General features: G+C 43.3%; 20 protein-coding genes. 5 read left to right on the forward strand and 15 right to left on the reverse strand.

Annotated elements, in window-relative coordinates; genetic code table 11:
- Positions 1 to 58 precede the first annotated feature (58 nt).
- Positions 59 to 931 (forward strand): DMT family transporter, encoded by an 873-nt coding sequence (locus FBD94_RS22685; protein ID WP_136881907.1) that lies wholly within the window; start codon positions 59 to 61, stop codon positions 929 to 931.
- Positions 932 to 1,083: 152 nt separating this feature from the next.
- On the opposite strand, the gene FBD94_RS22690 is transcribed toward FBD94_RS22685, so the two are convergent.
- A complete protein-coding gene (locus FBD94_RS22690; RefSeq protein WP_136881908.1) occupies positions 1,084 to 1,419 on the reverse strand; it encodes an MmcQ/YjbR family DNA-binding protein in 336 nt (111 codons plus the stop codon).
- A gap of 53 nt (positions 1,420 to 1,472) precedes the next feature.
- Here FBD94_RS22690 and mnmD point away from each other — a divergent pair, with 53 nt between their 5' ends.
- The 4 genes from mnmD to mazG all read left to right on the forward strand — a co-directional run bounded on the left by mnmD (position 1,473) and on the right by mazG (position 4,467).
- A complete protein-coding gene (mnmD, locus tag FBD94_RS22695; RefSeq protein ID WP_136881909.1) occupies positions 1,473 to 2,141 on the forward strand; it encodes a tRNA (5-methylaminomethyl-2-thiouridine)(34)-methyltransferase MnmD in 669 nt (222 codons plus the stop codon).
- Between the two features lie 89 nt (positions 2,142 to 2,230).
- The gene (locus FBD94_RS22700) at positions 2,231 to 3,343 is read left to right on the forward strand and encodes an AI-2E family transporter (protein WP_136881910.1); all 1,113 of its coding nucleotides are present in this window, start codon (positions 2,231 to 2,233) and stop codon (positions 3,341 to 3,343) included.
- 8 nt (positions 3,344 to 3,351) lie between these two features.
- Positions 3,352 to 3,648, forward strand: coding sequence for a hypothetical protein (locus FBD94_RS22705; RefSeq protein ID WP_131608960.1), 297 nt, complete (start codon positions 3,352 to 3,354; stop codon positions 3,646 to 3,648).
- A 9-nt stretch (positions 3,649 to 3,657) separates the two neighbouring features.
- Positions 3,658 to 4,467 (forward strand): nucleoside triphosphate pyrophosphohydrolase, encoded by an 810-nt coding sequence (gene mazG, locus FBD94_RS22710; protein ID WP_131608962.1) that lies wholly within the window; start codon positions 3,658 to 3,660, stop codon positions 4,465 to 4,467.
- 77 nt (positions 4,468 to 4,544) lie between these two features.
- On the opposite strand, the gene FBD94_RS22715 is transcribed toward mazG, so the two are convergent.
- From FBD94_RS22715 to FBD94_RS22780, 14 genes are all read right to left on the reverse strand, one after another.
- Positions 4,545 to 6,428 (reverse strand): hypothetical protein, encoded by a 1,884-nt coding sequence (locus tag FBD94_RS22715; RefSeq protein ID WP_136881911.1) that lies wholly within the window; start codon positions 6,426 to 6,428, stop codon positions 4,545 to 4,547.
- An 11-nt stretch (positions 6,429 to 6,439) separates the two neighbouring features.
- Entirely contained in the window at positions 6,440 to 9,214 is a 2,775-nt protein-coding gene (locus tag FBD94_RS22720) for a tetratricopeptide repeat protein (protein WP_136881912.1), read from the reverse strand.
- Complete coding sequence (locus FBD94_RS22725) at positions 9,211 to 10,944, reverse strand: glycoside hydrolase family 88/105 protein (protein WP_136881913.1); 1,734 nt, start codon at positions 10,942 to 10,944, stop codon at positions 9,211 to 9,213. Before FBD94_RS22725 ends, FBD94_RS22720 begins: the two co-directional genes overlap by 4 nt.
- 11 nt (positions 10,945 to 10,955) lie before the next feature.
- Positions 10,956 to 11,726, reverse strand: coding sequence for a 6-phosphogluconolactonase (locus FBD94_RS22730; RefSeq protein WP_317131574.1), 771 nt, complete (start codon positions 11,724 to 11,726; stop codon positions 10,956 to 10,958).
- Positions 11,727 to 14,558, reverse strand: coding sequence for a TonB-dependent receptor (locus tag FBD94_RS22735; protein WP_136881914.1), 2,832 nt, complete (start codon positions 14,556 to 14,558; stop codon positions 11,727 to 11,729).
- Positions 14,559 to 14,608: 50 nt separating this feature from the next.
- Positions 14,609 to 15,862: a hypothetical protein gene (locus FBD94_RS22740; protein ID WP_136881982.1), complete on the reverse strand. Its 1,254-nt coding sequence runs from the start codon at positions 15,860 to 15,862 to the stop codon at positions 14,609 to 14,611.
- Positions 15,849 to 18,368 (reverse strand): beta-N-acetylhexosaminidase, encoded by a 2,520-nt coding sequence (locus tag FBD94_RS22745; protein ID WP_136881915.1) that lies wholly within the window; start codon positions 18,366 to 18,368, stop codon positions 15,849 to 15,851. The genes FBD94_RS22740 and FBD94_RS22745 overlap by 14 nt, the downstream gene beginning before the upstream one ends.
- On the reverse strand, positions 18,365 to 19,939 hold the full coding sequence (locus tag FBD94_RS22750) for a glycoside hydrolase family 28 protein (RefSeq protein ID WP_136881916.1): 1,575 nt from the start codon (positions 19,937 to 19,939) through the stop codon (positions 18,365 to 18,367). The genes FBD94_RS22745 and FBD94_RS22750 overlap by 4 nt, the downstream gene beginning before the upstream one ends.
- Positions 19,932 to 21,224, reverse strand: a complete 1,293-nt coding sequence (locus FBD94_RS22755; RefSeq protein ID WP_136881917.1) for a sugar MFS transporter — start codon at positions 21,222 to 21,224, stop codon at positions 19,932 to 19,934. The genes FBD94_RS22750 and FBD94_RS22755 overlap by 8 nt, the downstream gene beginning before the upstream one ends.
- A gap of 3 nt (positions 21,225 to 21,227) precedes the next feature.
- Positions 21,228 to 22,043: an N-acetylmuramic acid 6-phosphate etherase gene (murQ, locus tag FBD94_RS22760; protein WP_136881918.1), complete on the reverse strand. Its 816-nt coding sequence runs from the start codon at positions 22,041 to 22,043 to the stop codon at positions 21,228 to 21,230.
- Between the two features lie 35 nt (positions 22,044 to 22,078).
- Positions 22,079 to 23,371: an MFS transporter gene (locus FBD94_RS22765; protein ID WP_136881919.1), complete on the reverse strand. Its 1,293-nt coding sequence runs from the start codon at positions 23,369 to 23,371 to the stop codon at positions 22,079 to 22,081.
- Positions 23,368 to 24,168, reverse strand: coding sequence for a sugar phosphate isomerase/epimerase family protein (locus FBD94_RS22770; RefSeq protein ID WP_235884611.1), 801 nt, complete (start codon positions 24,166 to 24,168; stop codon positions 23,368 to 23,370). The genes FBD94_RS22765 and FBD94_RS22770 overlap by 4 nt, the downstream gene beginning before the upstream one ends.
- A complete protein-coding gene (locus FBD94_RS22775) occupies positions 24,165 to 25,058 on the reverse strand; it encodes a phytanoyl-CoA dioxygenase family protein (RefSeq protein ID WP_235884613.1) in 894 nt (297 codons plus the stop codon). Before FBD94_RS22775 ends, FBD94_RS22770 begins: the two co-directional genes overlap by 4 nt.
- Before the next feature lie 101 nt (positions 25,059 to 25,159).
- Positions 25,160 to 25,933 (reverse strand): phytanoyl-CoA dioxygenase family protein, encoded by a 774-nt coding sequence (locus FBD94_RS22780; RefSeq protein ID WP_136881921.1) that lies wholly within the window; start codon positions 25,931 to 25,933, stop codon positions 25,160 to 25,162.
- Positions 25,934 to 26,034: the final 101 nt, after the last annotated feature.

Here is a 26,034-nt window from a genome sequence, read left to right on the forward strand (position 1 = left end):
GGACAAACTTATATAAAATGCTGCAAATAACATTACTTCTTACCTTACCTTTGTCGTAATGAAAACGATACTTACCGGCTTATTATTTGCCATGTTATGGGCTTCTGCATCTGTAGCCACCAAATTTGGTATCCTATCGGCCCCACCATTAATACTCGGAAACCTTCGCTTCTTTATTGCCGGAGCTGTTTTACTAGGGTATTGTTACCTGATTAGCAGAGATAAGCAATACCGACTACCCAATACAGAAGAATGGCGACAACTAGCCATTTTTGGCTTTTTAAATACTACAGTATACCTTGGCATGTATGTCTTTGCCATGAAATATACGGCTGCCGGTATCGGCAGTCTGGCCACTTCTACCAATCCCCTATTGATCGTTTTACTTTCCTCATGGCTAATGGGTCGAAAACCTGCCAAAAGTGAAATCATAAGTATCATTATTGGTATGGCAGGTATCGCACTTGCCACTTATCCATTGCTTAAAAATAGCGGCACCTCTATTTTCGGCGTGACTATATTGATGTTAAGCATGGTCGCTGTTTCCTTTGCCAGTGTTTATTATGCGCGCGTTACATGGACAGTGCCCAACCTATTGATTAATGGTTGGCAAGTAACGCTTGGTGGACTATTCTTACTACCATTTACCTTTTCTATGAGCGATTTCTCTTCGATACAATTTGACAGTAGGTTAATTTATTCGGTGCTTTGGCTTAGCTTGGCCGTTTCTGTAGTTGGATTGATCTGTTGGTTTTACCTGTTAAAAATAGATACTGTAAAAGCTTCGCTATGGCTATTTCTTTGTCCCTTGTTTGGCTTTTTCTACGCCTGGTGGTTGTTAAATGAGCCCATTACACTATACACCATCGCCGGCACATTACTGGTAATAACCGGATTATACATCGGTCAACGCAAAAATTTTACAACATAAACTTTACAATCACACAATATTTTTTGTTAAAATATGTTAAATACATATAAAACGAGAAGAGATGAAGACGATAAATGTATTTTCCTTTACTGGCACCATCCTCAGACGGCTTGGGCTGACCAAAATTTATTACTGGTTTAACAAGTAGTCAATTATTGATATTTGGCCTGAGTTTTTTTAGGTAGCTTACTTAAAACCAATGCACGCGATTCGGCAATACGTTTTTGCAGTTCCTGATCAGGCATGATCTCCAGACTTTCTAGTACTACCCATTGTCTACGTGCAAAGTGAGGTGCTTGCTTAATGCCATGTCGAGCTGTAAGCTCATCAAAACCCTCTGGATCACATTTCAGACAAAGATGCCCATCCTCTAATGACGCAAGCACAAAAATCTTCTCTTCTATCATAAAGCAGAGATGATCCCATTTCATTCCTTCAGTAGCCCCCTTCAAGCTGAGACAATAGTCTCTCAATGATTCTATATCCATAACAGTAATTAATAAGCACTAAGTTAAAAACTATTTTATCTAAGTTTGCAGGAATGAATAAGATCACTTTAACTGCCGACGGCTCAAACACCCTGTACAACGAAAGCATTGGCGAACATTACCATTCCAAACATGGCGCCCTACAAGAAAGCAAACATGTATTTATTGATGCCGGACTAAAACATGCCATTACTAGTTTTCCCGGTCAGGAGATTAATATTCTTGAAGTTGGTTTTGGTACAGGTCTTAATTTTTTACTAAGTGCTGATTATTGCCAGAAAAATCAAATAAAGCTTAATTATACCTCATTAGAAGCCTTCCCTCTACAAATCGAAGAGCTAGAATCAACAGGATATAATAACTATGTGCCACAGGCGATATGGGACGGGGTGATCAACAATTATGGCAAAGCCCTACAACAAGCAGTAAGCATCCTGCCAGATCAGCAATTAAAAATCGTACACACCTACCTACATCGGTACGAAACAGCGCAGCAGTTTGACCTGATCTATTACGATGCTTTCTCGGTACAGCACCAACCCGAAATGTGGACCGATGAAATCATTGCCCATGTCTGTCAATTCCTTAAACCATCCGGCATTTTTGTAACCTATGCCATTACCGGCAAGTTAAAGCGCGCCTTAAAAAGCATTGGCTTTAGTATAGAGAAATTACCAGGTGCTCCCGGAAAAAGAGAAATGCTAAGGGCTACAAAAGCATAAATAACTTCATCAGTAAAATATTATTCTTTCTTAATCTTGGCAAGGCATTTGTTTTTGGTTAATTTACGTAATCATTAACCCATCTATAAATGAAAAACATCTCCCTGCCTTTTTACACCAAATTAGCAATGGTGTTATTTTCTATTATTAGTTTGGGCTACCTGGCTATTTTAGGACAAACCCTTTTGGCCCCCTTGCTTACCTCCTTTTTACTGGCTTTATTGCTACTACCCCTTGCCGGTTACATGGAGCGAAAATGGCGTTTTAAAAGAAGCATTGCCTCCATTGTATCCGTAGTATTGATGATTGTTGTCATTACAGGCATACTTTACTTTCTAGCCAATCAGCTTACCGATCTCTGGAAAGACTGGCCATTATTGAAACACCAGGCTGAAACTTCCTTTCACGACATACAACTTTGGATTTCCAAGACATTCAATGTCAACACCCAAATACAGATAGATTACCTTAAAAATAGCGCTAGTAGTGCATTGTCCACAAGTGCATCTGTACTTGGCGCTACATTACTTACTTTATCCTCTACGCTCCTATTCCTATTTTTCCTGCTTTTATTTACCTTTTTTATCCTTAACTATCGTGGCGTACTTTTCAATTTCCTGACCTCGGTTTTCGAAGAAAGACATGCACAAAAGGTAAGTGAAGTGGTTAGACAGGTACAATACATTATAAAAAAATATGTTACCGGTCTATTTTTACAGATGTTTATTGTTACCATATTAATGGTCATTATACTCTTGATATTGAATATAAAATATGCCGTTCTACTTGGTCTGATTACAGGGATTTTTAATATCATTCCCTATCTAGGTATTTTCACGGCATTACTGATCAGTATACTCATCACTTTTGCTACCGCCGGAGCTGGCAAAGTTTTACTCATTATAATTGCTTTCGTATCTGTTCATGCACTTGATGGAAATGTATTAATGCCATTAGTGGTCGGCTCAAAAGTAAAAATCAATGCGTTATTTGCCTTTATTGGCATTGTGATTGGCGAAATGATGTGGGGTATATCAGGCATGTTTCTGTGTATCCCCTACCTTGCCGTACTTAAAATCATTTTTGATAAAGTTGACCAGTTAAAACCATGGGGAGTTTTATTGGGGAGCGAAGAAAAACCTTTAAAGAAACGAAGGGTATACCGTATCACCAAGAAAATAAAACTCGAAGAGCAAGAATAGTCCAATTTATGGAAGAGAACAAATCACCCCATATCCTAAATACATCCGCCACCTTACTTGGACTGTGTTTTATTGTACTTACCTCCATAAAAGTATCCAAAATGCAGGATAGTACTTTGATTGATGAAACCACAGCGCTGGCCATTATTTTATTCATGACCAGCTCCATTCTTTCCTTTCTCTCTATGCGAAAAAAAAGAGACTTAAATAACAAGTTAGAGAGGTCGGCCGATTTTATCTTCCTATTTGGCCTGCTGGTTCTTTTTTTAACCACAATGATGGTTACCTTTAACATCGTAAAATAATTCTTAACAATGCCCAATAATATACCTCCAGTTACCGCAATAGATCCATCATCAGCTTTCCTTAGATTATTAAACGTTTTAGATACCCTACGCACACAATGTCCATGGGATAAAAAACAAACCATGGAAACCTTGAGACACCTTACTATCGAAGAGACCTACGAACTGTCGGATGCCATTTTAGAAGGCGATCTTGATGAGGTAAAAAAAGAGCTTGGTGATGTAATGATGCACCTGGTGTTTTACGCACGCATTGCTTCGGAAACCAATGACTTTACTATTGTAGATGTATTAAACAGCGTGTGCGACAAGCTGATTAACCGTCACCCGCATATTTATGGTGATGTAGAAGTGCAGGATGAACAGGATGTAAAACGCAACTGGGAGAAAATTAAACTGAAGGAAGGTAATAAATCTGTACTAGCAGGTGTACCCGCCGGTCTGCCATCGTTAGTAAAAGCAAGCCGCATACAAGAAAAAGCAAGAGGTGTTGGATTCGACTGGGAAGATAAGTCTCAGGTTTGGGAAAAGGTGGAAGAGGAAATGCAAGAGTTTAAAGCGGAGTTTAATGTCGTTGATAATTCGGCTATTGATATTGAAAAGGCTGAAGAGGAGTTTGGCGATTTGTTATTCTCTTTGATAAACTATGCACGTTTCATCAATATTAACCCAGAAAATGCATTGGAAAAAACCAATAAAAAATTCATTAAACGCTTTCAATATTTAGAGAGCAAAGCCAAAGAAAGTGGCAAAGAATTACAAGATATGACCTTGGCAGAAATGGATGTTTATTGGAACGAAGCCAAGTTAAAAAAATAACCGTTCTTTTCGGAGTCTGGCATCTGTTGCTGAAGGGCAACAGCGCCTGAGGCCTCCTCTAAGAAGGTAATTTTTTCCTAAAGCACTAAAATTTCATAACTTATTTCCTGGTTAAAACCATCCGCTGCAGGCCGAATCTCCAGCTCCAAAGGAAAAGCCTTCAATGCCGGGTATGGTGCCCAATAATGCTCAGCACCCTTACCCATATTTAATACCGCATTATCAGAAAGCAGTTTAAACCTGAATTTATGTTTACCCGCACTGATCAAAACCGTATAGGCATCGATTTTCGTAAATACCATCCCTTTATAATGAATAATGGGTTCAATGATTTTTACCACCGGCCAGGCATCATGATAAATCAGTCTGATTGTTTTTACTACGGCACTATCAGAAAAGAGATATTTCATATGGTAGCCAACGCCAGCCGCCAGCCAGTTCTTATCCTTCAGTTCGCCAGAAACGCTGACTTCAAATCTGTTGCTACCTGCCTGCTTCGCTTCCATCCTGCTGTCGAACTCAAACAGATTCGTAAAATAACCCAGACTATCGGTAAACTCTATTCTTGGAGTTAAGGACCTGACGCCAGGTGCTTCAGGAAAGCTCATCGGTTCAGGTCTGGAGTATTCCGTTACACTTGATGCAGTCAAATAACCATGATCCTTTACCCATAAAGCAGAAATCGTTCCACCCGCCGGGCGATACATGTATTTGCTTTTTGCCCCGGCTTTATAATCTTTATAGCCATAAGAAGTGATGGTAGCCATAAAATTTTCGGTACGCAGCTGAGCAACATCAATTGTTTTAAAGTATTTTACCCAGCCACTTTCTTCCGTTGGCAATTTCGCTAGCACCCTGCTTAGCTTTGTTTCCAGTTCATAAGCCATAGCAAGGTTCTTGGCCTTGGTAAAAGTTGGATAAATACAAGGAGGATGATCCATCACTTCTTCGTGTTGCGGCCCATAGCCGATGAGTCCGTTCGGCAGGATATTTTGGCGTAGGTATTCCAGGTTTTTTAACGAAGCAGCACCATACCTGGGATCTTCATCTGCATATAGCGAAAATAAAACCTGACAACCATCAGAGGTGGCTCCCCCATAGGTAGTCCACTTATTGGAGCGGATGCCCCAGGAATTGTCCAGCGAACCATCAGGGTAAATAAAATAAAGATGGCTTTTCAGCGCATGTTTAACCGCATTATTAACCAGGGTATCGCCAGTTAATTTTGCATAAAGGCCCAGGCCCCATAAAGACATCTCCATGCTGTAGCCCAGGTCTACACCCAGTTTGTTGGCATGGGTACGCCCGCCTTCTCCATTTAAAAAGCCGTCCTCATCCATCTTGGAAACTGTGCGATGTGCCAGTTCATTCGCCCTGTCAGCATATTTGCGGTCATTAAAAAAAATGCCCGCCTTCGCCAGGGTCGCACAAGTGGTTGCCACATAATTGATACTGGCAAACTCGGGTGTCATTACCCCATGCAAATAATCAACCGCTTGATGTATCGCGTTGCGCCAGCTGTCTTTTTCAGTTTTGCTGAACTGAGGAGCAATATTGTCCCAGGCCAGCATCAGCATTAAAACCTGGTCGGTCGTGGTACCCGTCCATTCTTCAGGCGTTTCTTTCCAGCTTCCGTTTTGCTCCTGCTGCTGAATCAGCCAGTTGCCGGTGCGGATCGCCGCCTCGAGGTATTTACGCTCACCGGTAATTTTATAGGCCACAGCAAAAGGATATACCGACTCTGAGGCCCTGGTGTGTAACACTCCGTCATAGTCGCACTTAAGTGCACCAAAACCAGGCATACCCTTTTCCTTCAACTGGTGTTGCAACAATACATCAGCTAGCTGAACCAATGTGTTCCCATATTCCTTTTTAAGATTAACAGATTGGGTTTTAGCGGATAATGACGCAAGCCCGATAAGCAATAAGATGAACAATATTTTTAACTTATATCCTGCCATAATATATGTATTTACGGGGTTAAACGATAGGATGCGGTATTGTTAAGTGTAGTAATTTCGGGATGATCTGTAAATACCCTAACTGAAATCGCTGATATTGCCATGCCAGTATTGATTTTAAAGCTGATTTTTTTCCAGCGTGGAACCAAGTCATTTGGTGCGGGAATCTCTGCTATTTTGCTCAAGCCGATCTTTCTCGAGCCAGCCCACAGTTCAACCCTGATGTTTTTGGCCGTCACATTCCCTACGTTATGGATTTTAACACTGAGCTGATCATTAACAATTGATATATCCTGATCAGAAAGTGCCACATCAGCCGCAGCTTCAATCTTCGGGTATGCTTTTAACTGTTCAATCCTCACCGCCTGGAGTTTCCCTGCGGGCACCTGCAATTGCACCTGGTTTACCCTTTCCTTCAGCACAAGGATCCGTTCCAATTGATCTGCATCAATTTCTCCATCATCATTGGTATCAGTGCCGCTACTCAGTTTGTAAGTGCCGGGTTCCAGCAGCCAGGTTTGCATGGTTACCGTCCTGGTTTCCCCAAAATTGTAAAGAGAAACTGTTGCCGATGTAGCGTCACCATGACGGACGAATACGCCCATATCCGGCCCTGTATTTTTCCAGGTGGCCACTGTTGAGGGGTATTCGTATCCCGAACCAAAATGCCCGGTATACATACCAAACAGCAGCTCGCTACCCCGTACATAAACACGGTCAGTATATTTAACTTCAGTAGTTAAAAGCGGAAAATTATACCTTAGCGAGTTTAGCAATTCCTCAAAGCCTTTATTGATGGTTTCCGGATCTTTGTTAACCAAATATTTGTTATAAGGATTACCATGAAGCGCAATAAACTCATCATACTTAGAACTGTTGCTGATCCGCCCGGCCATAGCAAAAACATCAGTCATCGGATTATCTGCTCCGCCCTTATCTACCCCACCCTGGAACAATACCTTTTTTACCCAATTTAATGAACCTGGTTCAGGATTCTCCGGTAGTTTCTCCTGGGCAGCACCGATCATCAGGTCGTAACAAAAATTCACAGGCTTTAAAAAAGCCGTATTGCGGGTAATACCGTACATGCCAATCAATTGCGCCTGCATTTCATTGACATGACCCAAGCTCTCCCATTTATAATAATCGTATTCCAGCCCAGGGTCATACCATTTACCCGTATGCGCCCCTATCCCATCATCAGCAAAAGCAATTGCCGCAGGCAATACACCCGCAGGCTTTCCTCCATCGGTACGGGCAGCATCTGCTACCCAGGCATTGCCCCATTCGCTAAATAGCTTAATCAATGTAGGGTTCCGGTTATACCAGACGGCCCATAAACCCGGCAAAACTGCTCTTGCATTAAGCGGGACATCCACATTCATGGGCGCCTGCTCCAGCACTGCAGTTGCAGAAAGGTAGCAGGACTTAAAATGACGGTGCCCCTTAGGCGTAATACCTGTCCATACTTTTTCAAAATTCTGCATACTGATCAGACAGCGTTCTATGTATTCGGGATCTCCATAACGGATCATAAACATCGAAGGATGTGTATCACGAAACAGTTCTGCAGAATGTTCTACATCGTCAATTTTTTTAGCAAAGCCACGTTCCATGATACCACTGTTCCAAACCCCATCCGCCAGTCGCATGTACCCTCTTTTTGCCGTAGCATCGTCCGCACCTAAAATTGCAGGCAGCCACCAGCGCAGGATTTCCACATCATCACCATATTTACCACCCAGTTCGCCATTCGCCTCCTGTCGTTCATTTACCCACCAGTAAATGATTTTCAACATTCTTTGCATAGCCTCATGCTGCTTAACCGCCCATTGTGGTGCACCTTTTCCATCAACATGATCCGGCACCTCAAAGGGGATCTGCTCACCTAGGTACATCTTAAGCAGTTCCGCGTCCGGGTATTTCTTTTTGAGGATAGTAAAATACTTTCTGGCTTCAGCTTCATGGTAAGGATCATTGTCTTCCTGGTCTAACCAATAATGGATTTTAGCCAGCAGGTAAATGGCTTTATCATATAAAGGATCATTTTCAAAAGCGGCAATCTGCTCCAGCATATCTGCTGCGAGGTACATTCTAAATGTAAAGTTGATGCCCGAAGTTTTGGCTGATTTCGACCAGGCGCCCAGGTCATAATAGTAACTAGCTTTTAAATACTTAACGGCAAAATCTCCCCTTAAATGTTTTACGGCAACCGTATCTGGTTCAAATCCGGTCAGCGTGCTGATCTTTTGCCTGTTAATAGGCCGAAATTCAATATTTTGAACTGCCACCAGCAATGCGGAGCTAATCTTTACAACCGCTACTCCATTGCTGATGGTTACTTTTTTATTTACACTTTTAAAGGGAATACGGTACCAGGGTGTGATCACCGAACCTGCAATAAGTGCTCCATTAAAATAAACAGATTGGTTTAACTGTTTTTCAGTATTATCGCCCAAGGTAAGCGTTAAAAGGTATACCCCATTGGGGATGTTTGCCTTAAAAACAAGACTGTCTTTTGCCCATACCCCATCCCTGTTCAGGCCATTGTTCCATTTCCCGGCAAGGGTATCAAAGGCCCCTGCAGGTTTATTTAACCAACCGTAACCGTCTTTTTCAGTATAAGTACTAACCGGCGTAACCTGTATATACCCTTTTTCAACAGCCGAGTTTTCGGTTCCCATATCGTACAGGTATAAATTCTGCCCGACATTTTCAGTACAGGAAACCAGGCCCATTACAGTCCACATTAAAAATACCAGGTTTAATTTCCGTTGTCTGCTCATTTCCGGAGTTTTGATATTTCTATGCCTGCAGTAATCACAGCGCCCATGCCACGGGGATCATTGTCTATCGTTTTTCTTTTCATATAGAACTCCTGATCGTAACCGATATCGGTACCCTGACAAATGCCATGTACCACACCATTTTCATCAATTTTTGTCTTAACCGCTTCCCAGCCGGCAAGAGCGTTTTTCTTATAAGCCGCATTTAACCAGCCTTCCCGAACACCTCGGGCAAGGGCAATTGTAAACAATGCCGTACAGGAAGTTTCTTCGTATGAATCAGGTCTGTCCAATACCTGGTGCCAGAAGCCGTTTTTATCCTGATAAGCGATCAATGCTTTCATCTCCTGTCGGAAATTCCGGAGTACGTGCTTGTAGGCGGGATGCGTTCTTGGCAGCTTCGCCAGCAGTTCCGCATTAGCCCAGGCAACCCAGCCATTGGCACGCCCCCAATAGGCCGCAGATTGTTGCCGTTTGTCATTAAACCAGGCATGTTTGTATAATCCTGTTGCAGGGTCAAGCAAGTATTTTCTAAAGTTTAAAACCTGGTTACTGGCATCATCATAGTATTTGCGATCACCGGTAATTTCTGCCATCTGCAACAGGAAGGGCACCCCCATAAACAAGTCATCCGCCCATACGGTAAACTCCACAGGTTCAGGCCGACAAAAAGTACCGTCCTTTAGTCTGTGTTGTTCGTTCGCTACATAGTTAGCTATAGGCATCACCAATTCTTTAACGGCTGCATTCTTTTCCCTTAACAACCATTCCGAAAAAGGTAAAATTGGTGCCCCCGTATCATCCAACATGGTGCGTCTGAAAATCCTATGGTAACTTCCACGCCAGGCGAATAGCGAATTGTACTGATAACCGAAATAAGGTATCTGTTGCAGCGTAAAATCAATGTATTGCTTTGCAAAAGCACTATACTTTCCGTCTGCATCCAGTGCCATAATGCTCCAAACCATTGCACCATGCGAATAATGCCAGTCGGTGTAGGGATCACGCTGATAGGCGGCATTGGCCGGTGTTTCTAGCTCAGGTATAAAACGTTGCGGACTTTTAGCCCAGTTTAATACCCCTGTACCTTCCATCAGGTAATCAGGTAGTCCGGCATGCAAACTCAGCTGCTGCGTTTTATGAAGTGGTCCTAAAAGCATCCAGGCAGTATTCTGGCTTTCCTCTTTAATTCCGGAGCCGAATTTTGCAGCTGTATCCAGGTCGCCCTCCTTTGTGGCTGGCATTAAAAATACGACTGGAAGTCCGGCCTCAACGGCCGTATAACGGATCACAATTTCATTATCCCCTTTTTTTAAACCAGTAGAAAACCGCTGGTTAAAGGTAAACCGGTTATAGGAAATCTCTTTAGGGATTTTAACAACAGAATTTTCTCCATCATACACTGGCTTGCTGTTGATCCAGATGCTGATCTGACCGGCATAGCTGAGGCCAAAGCTAAGGACGGTATCGCTAATGGCGGTAAGCTTGCTCTTGGCATAGACCTGCTGCCCTGACACAGGCCTCAAACTTCTAAAATCGACCACCTGCAAGCCCAGCACTTCTTTTTGAGGCACTAACGTAAAAGCAAAATGGGTATCGGCAATGACCTTATCTGCAACCTTTTTTGCGACAGACAAGCCATCATTTTCCTGCGGGAATACCTTTAATGACATTCCTATTAAGACTGCCGTACCTCCTATACCTAAAAATATCTTGCGGAATAAGTTCATGGCCTAATTTTTTAAAGAATGAGTGCGGCACTGTCCTGATCTAAAAACAAGATGGCATCAGCATGATCTCTTAACGAAGTAGATGGATATTTTGCACTAATGGCCTCAGTCAGCGTATGCTTCACTGCCTGTGCTTTATTTTTACCAGGAACCATGCAAAAAATATAGGCCGACTGCAATAAGGCCGGGATGGTTAAGGTGTAAGCATACGAAGGCACATCAGCAACTGTAGCAAAACAGCCATCGTGTACCTGCTGAAGCTTGCAGGGTTCATCCAGGTCGATGATCTTCACCAGCACAGGGTCGTTAAAATCGGCTACATGCGGGTCATTAAACGCAAGATGTGTATTTTCACCTATGCCCATAAACGTTATATCCGGTGGCATCTTTTGCAGCAATGCAGCATACCGTATACTTTCAGCTTCGGTATCATTGCCTTCTTCATTCAGGTAGTAAACTTTTTTCAGCGGCAGCTTCGAAAAGATCCGCTCATTTAGGAAATTTCCGAAACGTTGTGGGTGAGCTACTGGCAAGCCCGTATATTCATCCATATGAAACGCATTTACCCGGGCCCATTCTATATCTTTTTCCAGGACAATGGCTTCCAGGAACTCCAGCTGAGAAGCCGCCGCAGCAAAGATGATGTTGACCTCATCTTTCTGTCGCAACAATTCCTTGAGGCATTGCGCTGCCATTTTAGCAGCGCTGATGCCCATTTCCCTCCTATTTGAATAAATTTTAACCTGTAAATGGTCTTTTAAAAATTCTTTAATCATCGTCATTTAATAGCGGTATTTTAATCCGGCACGGGCCGAATAATCATAAAATGTTTTCGTAAAAATGCGGGAACGCTCTCCAAAATATTCTACCTGCGGTTCATTGGTCAGGTTTACACCCTCGGCATAAATAGTAAGGCCTTTGGTGATCCGGAAAGAAGCGTTCACATCCATTTGGTAACGTGCGGCCCTGATCACATCAGTCGCATCGTCTGTACCTAATGTTGAGGTATAGGCCCCATTATAATTCAGGTTTCCTTGTAGCGTAAAGCCTTTTAAAGTATAAGAAATAGAACCGTTAGCAGTATGATCAGCCTGTCCGGGTAAACGGAGTTTTTTCCTGCCCAATGCATCAGCCCTTGAATGAGTATAAGTATAATTGGCATACAATGAAATTCCTTTCAGGATGCCGGGAAGAAAAGTAAGGTTGGTCTGCGCATTAACTTCAACACCAATTACCTTGGCCAAATCTCCATTGTAAGTCTTGTAATACAGATAATCTTTGTAAGCAGCAGCATCAGGAAACTCTGTGCCTGCTAAAGTAACCACACTGTTATATTGAAACTTATTGATGTGTTTGTAGAATGCGCCAACAGAAAGGATACCCAGATTACTTAAATATTGTTCAATGGAGAAATCGTAGTTTGTCGCAAATGCGGGTTTTAAATCAGGATTACCATCTGTTAATGTCCTGTTCAGGATACTCACCACACGACTTGGCACCAGGTCGTTAAAGTTCGGTCTTGAATAACCGAAAGATACTGCACCACGTGCTACCATATTTTTGGTCAGATCATACTTACCCTGCAGATTTGGTAAAAATTTGGTGTAATTGTATTTGGAATTAACGGGCACCGATGAAGTCAGTTTACCATCACCATCCTGATTTACCAGCTTCGCATCGTAATCAACATCTGTTCGCTCTACCCTCAAACCTCCTAACAACATCAATCTCTTGAACTGAATGCGGTTCATCAGATATCCGGCTACCACATTCTCTTCTGCATCATAAAAGTACGAATCGATTGATATTTGTTTTTGATCCGCATTTTGCGTAAAATAAGAAGGGTTGCTATCAAAAAAGCCTATTGTAGCGTCCTTATCCACGCCTAAACCGAAACTGATATTATTGTCCAGAAAATCAGCGGAAACTTCTGAATCTCCTTTAAAATTATTGAGATTACCTACACCGGCAGGCCCACTATAATTCGCTACAAATGTACTTAATGGTCTGAAACGCTTGTTGCTCATTCTTTTCACCTTTGCACCCATCTTAAAATAAGCATCATTATCACCTATTTTGTAGGGGTAAGTAAGGTTTACACGAGCCACAAAATTGCGACCTTCTGTTTTAAAGTCATTCGCTTCAATGGTATTATAGTTGTATAAAGCTGCATTATTTTTGGCATCTGTCGTGCCTGTTGCCTGGATATAATCACCTGATATACTGGTCATCGTTAATGGAACATTACCCGTGATATAGTTGTACGCCGCAGCACGCTGATCAAAATTAGAACCGGTAATAAATATTCCTCCATCCAGCTTAATCTTACTTAACATGGTCTCACCTTCCAAACTGAAATTGATGTTATTGTTTCGCATCTGTCTGTCCAGTACCTCATTGTAGCCTCGGCCCCGGGTAGTGGTATAAACACCGTTTGCAAATGTGGTATTGGCGGTCTGCATACGGGTACGTTTACGGTAGCGGGTAGCATCATTGTCCAGACTATTGAAAGTTAAGTTCGCCACGATTGAAGTAGTAGGACTGAAACTATAGTCCAATGTAGTTGTGGCACCCATGCGGGTACGCTCATTTTCCAGATAAACGAGGCGGATATCAGTTGGGAAATAGATACCGCCCTTTCCATCAGCAAAATCTTTCAACTGCCAGGCCTGTGCGTTGATCTCATCATAGCCATTGTTTGTTTTGTAATAACTACCGGAAACCGTAACACCCAATTTACCATTTGGCATATCCTCCGTTGCACCATAACGACGGCCAAAGCTGATGTTACCAATGCCATTTGAATTGTCGCGCAGTTTATTATACCCGCCGCCAAGGTCAACCGATAATTGCGGCTTTAAACTGATAGCGGTCGGAGTTTTTAAGTTGATAGCACCCGAGATCGCATCACCATCCAGATCAGGGGTTAAGGTTTTAACCACCTCCATAGAAGCCAGCACATTGGCGGGGATCAGGTCCAACTGTGCATTCCGCTGCCCAAGTTCCTGGGTACCCATAATCTGTTCACCATTAATATTGATATTGGTATAGCCACCCGGTGTACCACGCAATTGCACGGTTGAGCCCTCACCCTGCTCACGACCGATGGTTACCCCCGGAAGCCTTTGCAGTGATTCGGCGACGTTAAGATCAGGAAAACGGCCCATCAAATCCGCAGAGATCACCTGTTTGATGTTATCTGCGTTTCTTTGCTGGTTCAAGGCCTTTTGCTGACCTTCCATCACGCCCGACACGGTAACGCCTTTTAAAGCAACGCTGCTCGTAACCAGTCTAATGTTTTGTACCAGTGTTTGTCCAGCTTTAAGCTCCACATTAGTTTCAACAGGACTGAAGCCCATATAAAATACAGTTACAACATAACTACCCGGTTTCAGGTCATTCAGTTGAAAGTCGCCGGTAGTACTGGAAGAAGTCCCTTTGTTGCTGCCCTTAATTTTTACAGAGGCCCCTGGCAATGCTCCGCCCTGCTCATCAATCACTTTACCCCTGATGTTGCCCGTGGTTTGGGCCTGAGCAGGAAAATTAATCCCTGCGGCGGAAATGATGACTGCCAATATCCACATGAGATATGATTTAAAAATAGATTTTTTCATGACAAGTTCTTTTTAGAGTTTGCATTTGGTTGTTTGGTTGATATATTCGGTTAGTTCTGAAATGATTTAAATTTGTAGTAATCGCTTAAAAAGCGGAGTGCGAAGCTGGTACCGATGTCGCGGTTGACCAACCAGACCTTGCCCTTAGAACGGATTCGGGTCTCTATCACCTGCCCTCTCAGGTTTTTGTCGGGGTGGTCTTCAGCAAAACGATTGTGCACTAGCCAATAGGCTGACTTCTCGATATTGGCATCAAATTCCTTATAGCCTAATTTGGAAAGTTCCATCCATACGATGCCCGAAAGGGCAACTTCTGATCCCGTTACAGATCCTTTGTCTGGTGCTTTGCCATTTGTATAATTGTCGTAATACATAGTGCCATCTTTTTGCTGGGCTTTGGCATGCGTGCGTGCTGTTCTGGCCGCAGCCTCCAGGTACTTTCTATCTTTGGTTAGTTTAAAGGCCTCAATCAGCGATTCGGCATACCAGAGGTTAAACCTGGGGTGGAAAGAATGTACGTCCTTGAAATTAGGCATAAAGTCAGACCATATCCCGTTTTCATCCTGTAGCTTCAGCAGGCTATTGCATAAGTTGATGAAGGCATCTTTAAAAGCTACATTACCCGAAAACTCATAAGCATCTTTAAACAAGGAGCCCTCGGTATTTGGGCGGGAAACATCGAATAATGTTTGTTCACCAACCTTTTTATCCTTCCAGAAGGGACTGAATTCTTTCTGTACCTCACCAGTTTTCAAGTCTACATTGTCATAACACACCCCTTTCTCGGCATTGTACATATTTTTCATCATCCATTCAGCTGCCTCTGTAGCCGTCTTCGCATATTTTTTGTCTTTGGTTACCCTGCTCAGCTCATAAATGCCTGGCGTACCATCAGATATGGTGGCAAAAACAATGACATCATCGCCTATAAAATCACCATGTGTAGCACCAAGCATGCCTTTCAATTTGGGATGGTCTTTGATCTGCAGACCAACCCAGTAGTTCCCGGCTTTCTTAGCCGCATTTAACCAACTTTCATTGCCCCTGATCTTATAGCCTGCCAGCAGGGCATTGATAGCCTGGCCAGTATGCCATGGCACCTCATAAGGATACCATTTACCTTCCGTCAGGTTGTAATCACAACGTGATTTACCCTGCTCATCCAGGATCACATTGACAATACAATTGGCCGTCTGATCAATTGCGGTTACAATCTCTTCCTTTTTTACCTGGGAAAAGGCAGGAATTGAGGCGCTAATAAGGGCGACCAGGATTAAACTGGTCAGGATCTTAATCTGCTTCATGGCTCTCTTGGTTAGCATTGATGGTGTATTTATGTTTATGGTTGGTTAGTGGCTCATTGGTGTCTAAGCGAAAGGTGAAAGCTGCACTTGTGGCATTACTTTTTACCTTTAACACGATATAATTGGTACCTGCTTTTAAAGGCAGGTCATAGGATTTCTCTTTTGGCAGGGCGATGTTGCCTGCAGGGGCTACAGCACCTTCGGCAACCTGACTACCGTTACAGAATAGCTGCACTGCCGAGTTGTTTCCAATCCATGCTGATAGTGGTTTAGCGGTTTCAATAGTGATCGTACAAAAAGCATAGACATAAGTATCGGCCCCAGGATTTTTAAATTTATCGATGATGCCACCATTGTCGGTATTGTATTTCATCCAGCGGGATTGTTTGCTGTTGTACTGCGCAAAATCTCCGGGTTTGGGCGGATGATTGGCCTGTTGGTCTTCAGAATAAAGAAATTCAGGAAATGTGTTGTTTTTAAAAGGGCCACTGAGCAACCAGTAATTGAAATAGTAGCGGTCGCTTTCCAGCACACTTAATCCTATAGTCGCAGCCTCAGGCAATTTGGCATTTCCCGAAGCATTGTTTATCGTTTTTAGTTTATCTTCAAGGCTACTTAAAGCCGCAATACGTGTTCTATAAGGTTTTAGTGCATAATCCAGTGTATAAGGCTGGTTTTCCTGATTCCATTTGTTTTGAAAATCAGCTTCCATAGCCACATAACGGTTTTTTAAGGATTGCAGCAGGGCTATCTGTTCGTTTAAACCTATGGCCTGTTTCCCCTCATTTTTCTGGTACCACTTTGCTATTGCCGCAATCTGTGTCCTGGTCTCAAAAAGCAGGTTGTAACGGTCTACAGTGTATTTTAATGTAGCGAGGTCGGAAAGATTTTTTGCAGGCTTTGCAAATTGCAGCAACGCTGCGGCTTCATTCACCAATCGTAAACCTTCTGGTACGTCTTTATTGTTCAGGATCAGGGTCTCGCCATCTAGGGGCAAAATTTGCTGCCACCAGATTTCGTGAGTCATATTGTAAGTCAGGGGCAGGTCTCTCAATTCCATCAACTTATCAATCGCTTTCACATAGGCGCCATTTTCGGTGCCATAAGCTGTTTTTTCATAGCGTTTATCAAACCCATCGTTGAAAACAGCTTTTGTATTCCAGCTTTTCTCTGCCGCCATATAAACACCGTACCAATCTTCCGAAAACAGCTGGTCACCACCTTCGTCCCAAATGGTCGTACATGCACCAATAGCACCTTTTTCATAGCCTTCATTGATAAATCCGTTGATATTTGCTTTGGCGATGGCCAGATCAGGGAAGAGCCTGTTGGTGTTTAAAATACCCGGACAAACCATAAACTGCAGGTTACGTTTTACAAAAGGGTCTATCCATTTGCTGTACGATTTCGGATCACCATACTCCCAGGTCATATAAATAATATCTTTTGGCAGCATGTCCAGAATTTCCTCATGCTGTAATGCGATGTCGCCCCACATCATCAGTTTCTTGCCGTTCCTTTTAACCACATCATACAGGAACTTAAGATGGTCGGCATAGAATTTAGCGATACCGACACTATCGGTATATTTTTTAGATTTTCCCTTCCCCAAGTCAAAAGTCTCATCACAGTTGACATTGAAATAAGGAGAGCTGAAAGCACCACACATTTCAGTAATCACACTTTCCAGAAAGTGTTTTGCCTTAGGATCGAGCGGTGAGATCATAGTAGAAGTTTCGCCCATCGACTGGTATTGGGGCAGGGACAAGATGTTATTGAAATGTCCGAATGACTGGAAGCTACCCACCAGCTGCATATGGTATTTCGCAGCATAAGCATCAAGCGCTTTGACATCGGCAATAGTCAGTTTTCCATCCGCAGGGGCAAAATCGGGATATGCATTAGTCTGGATCACATGCTCAATATAAAACGACAAGCCATTCACCTTTAAAGCTGCCATCCTTTCAATCTGCCGTTTGATATAGGCGACCTTTGAAATGGGGCCACGGCTAATGTCGTCAAACATGATCCTGTTAGGCAGGGACGGCCAGTCAGTAATAACCAACTCTTTATTCCAGCCGGCATCAGTTAATTGCCTTAAAGTCTGCAATCCGTAAAACAGGCCTGTTTCTGTGTTCGCCACCAGCAGCTGTTCCTTTTTGTTCAGCACCAGCACATAGCCTTCTTTTCCGATCTGTGTTTTCCAGTCGACCTTTAACTGTATAGTATACGCTTTTATCAATGCATCAACCGTTTTGTTGCCACTTAAGCTTAGCTTCAGGACGACACCAGTTCTTGTATCGGTGCTGTATTTAGCGACGTCAGCCAGGCGTTTCAACATAGGCAGATCTATCCCAATCGCTTTAACAGCTATGCTTTTACCCAATTTTATGGTAGCAACACCCTGCTGTACCTGTTGAGGATAAGGCACAACCGGAACCTCTGCCGCAAACAGTTTTATGTTCAGCAATAAGAGCAAAATGAGTATGTTTATTTTGCAGATCATTTTTTTATGATTTGATTACTGGTTGATTTAATTTTCGGATGATTGTTATTGCTTACCGCTACATCCGTTACCGTACCTTCCTTCCAGATGAAATGCTTTGCTGGGTTGTACACTGAATTTGCAGTGATGAACCCCCTTGTTGTATTCTTCAGATAAATCAGTGCATTGGTATTTGCAGTGCTGTTCATTGTTAAGCCTTTAATTTCAAAATCGCTGGTATTTTCCAGTGCGATAGCAGGGCGCTCATCAGTCTCCGTAAAGGAGCAACTGATGTTGTTTAACCTGATACCTTTCACATGTTTGATAAATAAGCCATATGCGGGCAGCGGGCCAAACATAGTGGCTTCAGGATAATGATCAGCCAGGCTTTCCAGCTTCCTGAACATTGCATCAGCTTTAGCACCACCTGAACCAGATAGGGAAATATTACTTAGAGAGACATTTTCAATAATAGCATTTTCGAGTCCTATTACCGAACTGCCAGTAATGTCTGCACCTGTAGCCGTCACATTTGAAATGTGGATATTCCTGGCGATGCCAATACCTGGCGCCGGAGCGTTATCGGTATGTTTCCTTGCCCTGTTGCCCAGTCGGATAAACAAAGGCACCTGAGGGCCATCAATTACCACATTGCTGATGGTAATATTTTCCATAATCCCACCATCTACCATTTCCAGTGAAATACCGCTATTGCCGGCCGGCTTACCATAAATGGTGGTCAGCTGCGCAGATGGTTTGATCACAATATTGCTGACGGTCACATTCCTGAAACCACCGGTAGATTCTGTACCGAATTTCAACCCGTTACAATGACTACTGAATACACAATTACTGATGACAATATTCTCTGAAATGAGTTTAGAGGTACTTTTCAGGGTCAGACCATCATCATCGGAATCTCCCTTAACATTGGTGATCAGTACATTTTTACAGCCGTCAATATCAATCATGTCGTTGTTTTTATTCGAATGGTTCCAGATAGAAATACCATCTATGACTAGGTCTTCACAACCCAGGTAATGCTGCATCCAGAATGCAGAATTACGCAGATGAACCTCCTTAACGCTCACTTTTTTACAGCCTACAAACCAGATCAGGTACGGCCTGTTCATATAACGATCTGGTTTTTTGATGGTATTGATCTCGAAGCTCGCTCCCTGACCATCTATTGTTCCTGATCCTTCAATACCTATATTTTCGGCTTTATTGGCATAGATTAGTGCCTGCTTTGCCCAGTTTTCTCCATAAAAAGGGATTCCTGCCTGCTGATATGGGTAATTTGAGGCACCTTTAACGCCGATCAGTGTGCAACCATCAGTAAGGTAAAGGGTTACATTGCTTTTCATGACTATGGTTGCCGTCATGAAATTACCTGCAGAGAAGATCACTTTCCCCCCACCCGATCCCGCGCAGGCATCGATACTTTTTTGAATAGCGACAGTGTTTACGGTACTTCCATCGCCTTTGGCGCCATAAGTGGTTACCTCCACATCGGCTGCCTGTACAAGAATAGAAGTACCTGTGAGTATCACAAATAAGAAATTACGCATATGTAAGATTGAGCTAAGCATGATAGGTTTGTTTTTTAGTCCTGGAGATTTGGTAATACACATTAAAAAGGTAGCATGGAACCAATAGCAGGTAAGCGAGCTGGTTGTTGGAAATATGTGAAAGCCAACTATAAACCAATGGCAGGATGGCACCACCTGCAATACCCATAATCAATATGGCTGATCCGCGGTTTAATAAGGCTCCACTTAATCCATGTAAAGCGAGTGGCCAGATTGCCGGCCAAAGCATCGCATTGGCAAAGCCTAGTAATGCGATAAATACGATTGAGGTCTGGCCCGGTACGAATACCGCAAGCAGTGTAAGCAGTATACCCAGCAGGGAAGAATACAAAAACGCCTTTTCCTGGGTGATGAGTTTAGGGATAAATAAAGCACCAAGAATATACCCCGTAAGCATAGATGCCAACGTATAAGAGGTGAGGCTTTTAGCAACATCAAGCCTTACCCCATGATAAATACCGTAATTACTGATGGTATCACCGGCAATTACTTCTACCGCTACGGTTACAAATATGGCTGTAAAACCTAGCGCAAATGCAGTATTATGACTTTTACCGGTATTGGCCAGTTCTTGTTTTTCATTCAGGGCCTGTTCTTCTTCCGAAGGTGTAATTTCAGGAAGATGCGCATACTTTATACCAAAGGCAATGATGCAGAGTATAATGGTTAACACAATATAGGGCATAATTACATCCCGGGCCAATTCGTCCAGGCGTGCGGTCTTTGCAATTGGAGCCAGGCTTTCCAATTCGGCCAGCAGACCATCAGAATTTTTAAGGATAATAGCACCCAGGATCATTGGCGCAAGGATACCTGCGAATTTATTACAAATCCCCATAATGCTGATCCGCTGTGCGGCCCTGGCCGGATCGCCCAGCTTGGTGATGTACGGATTTACTGCAGTTTGCAATAATGTAGTGCCTGCGCCTACCACAAACAAACCCAATAGGAACAGTGGATAATAGCGCATCATGGCCGCGGGAACAAACAACAGACAGCCTGCAGCCATAATGAGCAAGCCCACCTGCATTCCTTTGATGATTCCTGTAAGCTGCAATATGCGACTGGATGGCAGCGCCATAAAGGTATACGAGATATAAAAGGCGAAGGTAACCAGATAGGCCTGCCATTCCTGTAGCTCGCAGGCAATGCGCAGATAAGGGATCAGTGTTCCATTTACCCAGGTTACAAAGCCGAAGATGAAAAAGAAAAAACCGATGGTCATTACCTGTTTGACGTAAGTACCATTTGTTGCCGGTTTAGCCATGTTTACTAGTGCATCCATAATTTACATTTTTAATTTTTCCATTGCATTCTTCACATTCCCATATTTTAACAGGCTTGCCTTAGCCTGCGCATAGTCAGTTATCCCGGTTTTCTCCATCAGCATTTTCACCCCACGCTCTACCAGCTTTTCATTGCTGATCTGCATATTCACCATACGATTGTCTTGCACTTTCCCCAGCCTGATCATCACTGTGGTAGAAATCATGTTTAAAATCAATTTTTGGGCCGTCCCGCTTTTCATACGCGTACTGCCGGTAACAAACTCCGGACCTACCACCGCTTCAATCGGAAAATCTGCATATTCAGCGATTGGTGAATCGGCATTACATACGATACAAGCAGTAAGGATACCTTGCTCCTGTGCTTTTTTCAAAGCTCCCAAAACATAGGGTGTAGTACCGCTGGCGGCTATGCCGATCAGGATATCCTGATTGCTAATGTTGTATTTTTCCAGATCCAGCCAGCCTTGTTCATGGCTATCTTCCGCATCCTCAATACCAAAACGCAAGGCTTCATCGCCACCGGCCATAATACCGATCACCACATCGTCTGGCACCCCGTAAGTAGGCGGGCATTCGCTGGCATCCAGTACACCTAACCTGCCACTGGTACCTGCGCCGATGTAAAACAGCCGACCTCCTTGTTCCATGTGTGATGCAGCCGCATCAACCAGTCCTGCAATGCGGGGCACCAATCCACGTATCACAGCTGCAATGGAGGCATCTTCATCGTTAATGTGGTTCAGCAGTTCTTCTATCGACATCTTTTCAAGATGACGGTAGACTGATGGCATTTCGGTTGTTCTGATAAAACTCATTTTTATATAGAAGCTATGTTAAATTCTCATTTTTATTAAAGTTTAACCTTTTCCATTTTAGGAGCAAGCAGGTGTATGACCAGCCATGCGACCAGAAATGAACAGCCACAGACTAGGAAAATGATGTTATAGCCTGCGACAATATTTCCTGTGCTTTTGTAAAAATCAAGGATAAAACCAATAAACATGGGAAAGAGCACACCACCAATGGCACCGGCCATGCCGCCTAAACCGACTACAGAGCTCACCGCCTTTTTAGGGAACATGTCTGAAACAATAGTAAAGATATTGGCACTCCAGGCCTGGTTTGCGGCTACCGACAGACTTATGAGGGCAATTACAAACCACATATTGGTCGTATAACGGGTTGCCATTACCGGGATCACACAGATGGCGGCAACCATTAATGCCGCTTTACGGGCTTTGTATACCGGCCATCCTTTTTTTATGAGCCAGGAAGAAAGGTAGCCCCCTCCGATACTGCCGATCATGGTACCGGTATAAACGATCACGAGCGGCAGACTTGGCTTTTTAAGGTCGAGGTGAAAATAAGTGGCGAAATAAGAAGGCAACCAGAACAGGAAAAAGTACCAGATCGGATCAGTAAAAAACTTACCGGCAATAAATGCCCAGGTTTGTTTAAGGCTCAACAGCTTTTTCCAGGTAACCGTACTGGTATCGTTATCTTCCAGAAGTGCATCCTCATCACTATTGATATAAGCCAGTTCTGCCGGTTTCAATTTCTTTTGCTTAACAGGGATCTCATAAAAAGAGATCCAGGCGGCGAGCCAGACAAAGCCCAGGGCCCCGGTTACAATAAATGCCATTTGCCAGCCGTATACCGACAGGATCCAAGGCACCAGGATTGGTGCCACACATGCGCCGATGTTAGATCCTGAATCAAAAATACCTACGGCAAGCGCCCTTTCTTTTTTAGGAAACCATTCGGCAACAGTTTTAACACCTGCGGGATAATTACCGGATTCTCCCATTCCGAGTAAGGCACGCATGGCGCCAAAGCCAAAGGTTGTTCTTACGGCTGCATGCAGCATGGCTGCAATGCTCCATACGGTGATAGAAATGGTATAGCCCAGTTTTGTGCCTATTTTATCTATTAGTTTTCCATAAAACAGCTGACCTAAAGCGTAAGTCGCTGTAAAAGCCATTACGATATGACTGTAATCAGTCTCTGTCCAGCTAAATGTTTTTTCCAGACTTGGTTTCAGCAGACCGAGAATCTGTCTGTCCAGGTAATTGATAGTTGTCGCAGCAAATAGCATAAAGCAAATGAACCACCTGTAATTTCCGATCTTAGTTTCTTTTATCATGATTGGTTTAGCTGATATCTGTTTTTTAAAAGGTTCATTATATACAGGTTGTTTTGCCATTGCCTCTCCTGTGGCAGATGGTGTGGCATGTAAGGAATAGGGCCAAACTCCGGTGTGATGGTCAATATGTCCCCTTTATAATTTTCGACCACTTTATCCCAGCAGTTCAAATGAAAAGCCAATGCTTCCGCATATTCGGGAAGCGATGGATCTGCTACCTGTGGTCCCTGTGCGAAGCCTACCCTTGCATGGATATGTGCGGTATGCTTTATAGCCAGGTTAACCGCCTCAGGCTGATCCTGCAACAGGCTCTCTGCTACAGCACACCAGTGCGAAACATCAAGGGTAAGCTGCAATTCCGGCCGTTGATTAAGGAATGGAGCGGTTACATGTGCGGCATAAGCAAACCTGCTGCGGTGGGTTTCATGTACAATCCGGACTCCCGTTTCTTTTTCTATTTTTTGTGCGCTATCCAATAGGCTGCAATTCTGTTCCCAGCTAAAAAAGTCCCTGCCCGTATGCGAATTGATGAACAGTGGTTTTAATGCGGCCAGCTTATGCAGCCTTTCCTCATACTCCTGCTGATGCGACTTCAGGTTTACATCCGTTGTTTCCCAATGCTGGGCTATAAACTTCAATCCGTATTTATCCAGCCCCTCCATAAACTCATTCTGTTCTCCTTCAGCAGGCAGATCTGTTTCTACGCCCTGGTAACCATGCGAAATGATTCCGCTAAAAAATTCATCCCAGCTATTCATTTTTTGTCCCCATGTTGTACAAAAGTAAAGTATCCTCATAAGCGTAGTTTTAGTGGTTCATCAAACAATAAAGGGTGAAACTGGCCTCTCATCTTTGTTCCTTTAGGAATAGGTATAGCTCCAGGCATCAGTTCCTTATCGGTATCAGATAAGGTTCCATCTGCAAAAACATTCAATACATAAGCCCGTCTTCTGTTCAGCGACTTGTTTTCATAAGAACCGTGGACCAGCAACGGATGATGAAAAGTACCATAGCCCTTTTTCAGCTCTATAGGCACAGGCTTAAACTCCGCCATTTGCTGTTCGGTAAGCTGGCCCAGCAGGCCATCCATTTCTCCGGCAAGCTCAGGCTTATCCAGCAGTCCCCAGCGATGACTATCGGGCACATAATACAAACAACCGTTCTCTGTAGTAGCATCATCCAAGCCAACCCAACAGGTTAAATGGTGCATGGGTATCGTACGTGTCCAATATGAATAATCCTGGTGCCAAGCCACTACACCACCATGCTGTGCGGGTTTATAAAACAACTGATCATGCCAGAAACGCACAGCCTTATTCCCGAGCAACTGACTTGCAGCCATTACAAAAGCAGGGTTCCACAGTACATCATGAAAACCAGGTGTAACCCGCCATGCCCCTAATGCGTGAAATAGAACCGCATTAGGATCTGAAGACTCATTGGAATAAAACTGGTGGAACAAAGCACTTCCCGGATGTTGCGGATTAATAATCGCATCGAGCTCATCCCGTAGTATTAAGATCTGTGCCTCATCCAAAAATTTAATACCACTTACATATCCGTGCTCCCTGTAACACTCCACCTGCTCCTCATTAAGCTTATACTGTTCCCATTCCTCACTGCTTTCAGGCCACTTAAATAAACCTGAAACCTGGGTATGAAATTTGGATAAGTCTTTATATTCCATTTGAAACATGTTATAAAAAATGTAAACTGGTACAGACTGGTACATAAATATAAAAAACATATATTTCAGTTCCAAACCTTTATTTTAACATTTGAAAGATGTTAATCTTTGAAATCGTCATTCTTCAATTTTCTGTCGCCCGCATTGTTTCTTCCATGGTCAAAACCCCGCTCCCTTTCATATTTTATCATTTCGGCCGGTCTGAAATTTAAGATAAAAGCCCTCCGCTCGGTATGGGTTGAATTACCTCTGCTGTAATGCAGGGTACGGCCCTGGTGGAAAGTACAGGAACCCGGTTTAAGCTCAATATATACGCCTTCATTTTCTGTTGCATCACAAGTTAGTGCACCCCCTTCTTTTCCGGCAAAACGATGTGGTCTTACCTCTTTTAGATTAGAGCCCGGCACAAACCACATACAACCATTATCCACCGTTGCTTCATCCAGGGCCAGCCAACAACTTGCGGCACGCTTATCGGGCACATTTAGCCAGTAAGCTTCGTCCTGGTGCCAAGGTGTAATGGTATTGGTATTCGGGGCTTTATTGATCAGCATGTCAAAATCCATCTCAGCATCATCGCCGATCAGTTCTCTGCTAATGGCCAATGCCCGCTGATGAAATGGCATATCTATCAGCTCCTTCACAAAATCACTTGGCCACATGATCTGGGTAATACTCTCCTTGGTTTTACTTTTTCCCAATCCATCACCAAGATCCGAGCGGTTAGCGCCTACATCTATCTTCTTAGACAGGAAATCGTTATAAATGTCCTTATAGTGTTCAATCTCATCTGGAGTAATGATATCTTTAACGGTCAGATATCCGTTAGCATTAAAAAAAGCGATCTGTTCATCAGATAAATACTTCTTGTTCATACGCACATATTTGGTTTTATAATCCTGCAAGCAATGTTTATAAATCATCACAAGCGTTTGGCTGAATGACTCAATATTTGATTTGCTGAATTATTTTATCA

Origin of the sequence: Pedobacter hiemivivus (assembly GCF_005144565.1) — a bacterium.
In the GTDB taxonomy this organism is placed as follows: Bacteria; Bacteroidota; Bacteroidia; order Sphingobacteriales; family Sphingobacteriaceae; genus Pedobacter; species Pedobacter hiemivivus.